The 3,490-nt window shown below is 66.4% G+C and carries 5 protein-coding genes; 2 read left to right on the forward strand and 3 right to left on the reverse strand.

Translation table 11 applies throughout. The features are described 5' to 3' along the window. The coding region (locus tag AC1DT2_RS18375) for a PP2C family protein-serine/threonine phosphatase (protein WP_477297921.1) at positions 1 to 623 on the forward strand (623 nt) is incomplete at its 5' end. On the opposite strand, the gene dnaQ is transcribed toward AC1DT2_RS18375, so the two are convergent. From dnaQ to AC1DT2_RS18390, 3 genes are read right to left on the reverse strand one after another with little or no spacing between them, the layout of a single operon-like run. Beyond that, positions 620 to 1,345, reverse strand: a complete 726-nt coding sequence (gene dnaQ / locus AC1DT2_RS18380) for a DNA polymerase III subunit epsilon (protein WP_213948323.1) — start codon at positions 1,343 to 1,345, stop codon at positions 620 to 622. The genes AC1DT2_RS18375 and dnaQ overlap by 4 nt on opposite strands. After that, entirely contained in the window at positions 1,342 to 1,809 is a 468-nt protein-coding gene (rnhA, locus tag AC1DT2_RS18385) for a ribonuclease HI (RefSeq protein WP_231874017.1), read from the reverse strand. Before rnhA ends, dnaQ begins: the two co-directional genes overlap by 4 nt. Next, positions 1,806 to 2,498, reverse strand: coding sequence for a methyltransferase domain-containing protein (locus AC1DT2_RS18390; protein WP_477297922.1), 693 nt, complete (start codon positions 2,496 to 2,498; stop codon positions 1,806 to 1,808). Before AC1DT2_RS18390 ends, rnhA begins: the two co-directional genes overlap by 4 nt. Positions 2,499 to 2,620: 122 nt before the next feature. On the opposite strand from AC1DT2_RS18390, the gene gloB reads away from it, so the two are divergent. After that, entirely contained in the window at positions 2,621 to 3,388 is a 768-nt protein-coding gene (gene gloB / locus AC1DT2_RS18395; protein ID WP_477297923.1) for a hydroxyacylglutathione hydrolase, read from the forward strand. The last annotated feature ends 102 nt before the right edge of the window (positions 3,389 to 3,490 follow it).

The raw sequence follows: 3,490 nt of genomic DNA on the forward strand, positions 1-3,490 counted from the left end.
GGTTGTTCCTGGTCGTGGACGGCATGGGCGGCCATAAGCACGGCGAGGTGGCCTCGGCCACGGCGCGCGACGGCGTAGTGGCCCAGGTCACGGCCGGCCAGTCCCTCGTGGACGCCATCCAGCGGGTCAACGAGGCTCTCATCGCCCGTTCCAGCGGCCTTTCCGAATCCCGCCCCATGGGCACGACGATCGCCGCGGTGCGACTGGTCGGTCGCTCCTACGAGGCAGCCTGGGTCGGTGACAGTCGCATCTATATCTGGGACGGCGAGCTGAAGCGCCTCTCGCACGACCATTCCATTGTGGAAGCCCTGGTCGAGGCGGGCGAGCTGACCGAGGCACAGGCCCGGACGCATCCGCAGCGCAGCGTTCTCACGCAGGCCCTGGGGATCACCTCGCCGGATCAACTGCACATCGGCCTGGCCAAGGGCGAGCTGCCCTACGGCGCACGCCTTCTGTTGTGCACCGACGGCCTCACCGATGAAGTGGACGACGCGCGCATCGGCGCGATCGTCTCGCGCACGGACATCGCGGCGCAGGAAGGCGTGGACCACCTCCTGCTCGAAGCCCTTTCGGGCAGCGCACGCGACAACATCACGGCGATCCTGCTTCGCGCAGCCGCCTAGTGAACCGTTTCCGACATTTCCATCTTGCGCCAGATGCTCTGCCCGCCCGCTGATTTGTCCAGCGCTTCGAGCCGCTTCGCGTGCCGTGCGAGCTCTTCCGGATCGGCATGACGTACCAGCGGACGACGCTTGATCACGATGTCCTGCAGCACACTGGTACGGCTGCGCTCATCGTTCGCATCGAAGGCGAATTCGAGACCGCCCTGCCCCGTGGTCATGGCGATATAGACGTCCGCCAGCAGCTGCGCATCGAGCAGGCCGCCGTGGAGGTCGCGCTTGGTGTTATCCACGCCGAGGCGCTTGCATAGCGCATCGAGGCTATTGCGCTGGCCCGGGTACATCTGGCGCGCCATGAGCAGCGTATCGAGCACTGTCGCGTGGTCGGCAATCTGCCCGTACTGCGCCCCTGCCCGCTTCAGCTCGGCATTCAGGAAGCCGACGTCGAACGCCGCGTTATGGATGATCAGCTCGGCGCCACGGATGAACTCGAGGAACTCATCCACCTTCTCGATGAAAAGCGGCTTGTCGACGAGGTGTTCGTCCTTGATACCCGTGACCTTGCTCGCCTCTTCGTCGATGGCGCGCTGCGGGTTGAGGTAGGTGTGAAAATGATTGCCGGTGGGCCGACGGCCGATCATCTCGACCGCGCCGATTTCCACGAGGCGGTGACCGAGGTGTGCTTCGAGGCCGGTGGTTTCGGTATCGAGGACGATCTGCCTCATGCCGCGGTCCCCTTCGATTTATAGATGATGGCCTGGTCACGTGCAGCGACGTCAACGCGCTCGTTCTCGACGTGGCCGGCATGACCCTTCACCCATTCCCAGGTGACGGTGTGCGCGGCCGCGGCTTCGTCGAGGCGGATCCAGAGATCCTGGTTCTTCACCGGTTTCTTGTCGGCGGTCTTCCARCCGTTACGGCGCCACTTGGGTACCCACTCCTGCACGCCCTGCATGACGTACTTGGAGTCGGTCATCAGGTGCACGTGGCAACGACGGGTCAGCGCTTCGAGCGCCGAGATCGCACCCATCATTTCCATGCGGTTGTTGGTGGTGTCGGGTTCGCCGCCGGCGAGCATCTTCTCGATGCCCTTGGCCCTGAGCAGAGCCGCCCAGCCGCCGGGGCCCGGATTGCCCAGGCAGGCGCCATCGGTGAAAACTTCTACGGTGTCGGTGGTGATTTCGGTCAAGGAATGGACTCACGTACGTTGCGACGGGCGCCAGAAGCGAGCGTGCCGGGCAGGGGTGCCTCGACCGCCACTGTGCGGGCGCGCAAGGGTACCGCTGCCGGACGCTTTTTGCGCGCTATAAGCATGTATCCGCCTCCGACCATGGATTCGCCCACGGGCGAACCGCCGGCGCGAGGCCAGGCACTGCCCAGTCGGCGCGGCATGGAGAGCTCGAAATCGTCGCGGACCAGCCGCTGGCTCCACCACCACGGCCAGGTCAGGCGCGGACGGGTGCCACGGGCCTGCCGGGCCACCCAGGGCGACCACAGGCCGACCGGGTGAATACCCGTGATGGCGAGCATGCCGCCGGGGGCAAGCACGCGGATCGCTTCGTCGAGGAGATTGTCCTGGCGCGCCGTGGTTTCCAGGGCGTGCCGAAGCAGGACCACCCCAAAGGCGTCGTCGGTGAACGGCAGGGCCTCCAGGCCGCTCGCGCGAACATCCCCGCCCAGCACCGGCCCGGCCACCCGCACGGTCGCCCAGTGGCCCAGCAGGGGCAAGGCGGGCGGATCCGCCAGCAGGGAGGCCGTAAGGTGCAGCCCGTGCTCCCCGGTACAACGGGTCAGCAGTGGCGAAAGCACGCGGGCCTCGTCGGCCAGCAGCTTGCCGATCTGCGGCGTCGCATAGATGTCGGGGGCCAGGGTGGGCATGTGTGACCAGTGTAGTGATCTTGAATGGGGCCCGCACGGGTTAACGAGGTTCTAACGAGTGGGATATACCCGGCTGATATAGTCCGGCCGCCCCGCCCAACTGGCTCACGGAGTTCGGCCCGATGCATTGGGTTCCCGTCGCGGCTCTGAGCGACAACTACATCTGGCTGGTCGCCGATGACGAAGGCAACGCTTTCGTCGTGGATCCTGGTGAAGCCGCCCCTGTCCAGGCTGCGCTCGACGAGCGCGGCTGGCGGCTGAAGGCGATCCTGCTCACCCACCACCATAACGACCACATCGGTGGCGTCTCGGACCTCGTCCGCGACCACGACGTGGAGGTGTATGCCACGGCGGATCCGCGTATCCAGCCGAAGAACCATTTCGTGGAAGACGGCGACGTCATCACCCTCGAGTCGCCCCACGCGACCTTCCGGGTCATCGCCGTCCCGGGCCACACCAGCTCGCACATCGCCTACTTCGGCGAAGGCTTCCTGTTCTGCGGCGACACGCTTTTCAGTGTCGGCTGCGGCCGCCTGTTCGAAGGCACGCCCGAGCAGATGCTGGCCTCGCTGGAACGCTTTGCCGACCTGCCGCCGGAGACCCTGGTCTGCTGTGCGCATGAATACACCGCGGCCAATATCCGATTCGCGCTCAGCGTGGATCCGGACAACGGCCCCCTGCGCCTCCGTCGTGACGAGGTGGCGCGCCTGCGCGAGGAAGGCCGGCCATCCGTGCCCAGCAGCCTCGCGGATGAGTTCGCCACCAACCCCTTCCTGCGCGTGGACAGCGATGCTATTCGTCGCTGGGCCGAGGCCCAGGGCAAGGATTCCGCCACGCGGACGGAGCGCTTCGCCGCGCTACGTCGGGCCAAGGACACATTCACCGCATGATGGCTCTTACCCGACGCATCCTTCCCGCACTGATTCCCCTCGTGCTCACCGCGTGCGCCGCGGCACCTCAGCGGCCCGTGCCTGTGTCCGTCGCCCCGGCAC

The organism is Luteibacter sp. P4_E6 (genome assembly GCF_056401535.1).

Bases quoted from the DNA above. Each gene is read 5' to 3' on its own strand.
- dnaQ (WP_213948323.1), bottom strand. From the start codon at position 1,345: ATGAGGCAGATCGTCCTCGATACCGAAACCACCGGCCTCGAAGCACAC.
- AC1DT2_RS18390 (WP_477297922.1), bottom strand. From the start codon at position 2,498: ATGCCCACCCTGGCCCCCGACATCTATGCGACGCCGCAGATCGGCAAG.
- gloB (WP_477297923.1), top strand. From the start codon at position 2,621: ATGCATTGGGTTCCCGTCGCGGCTCTGAGCGACAACTACATCTGGCTG.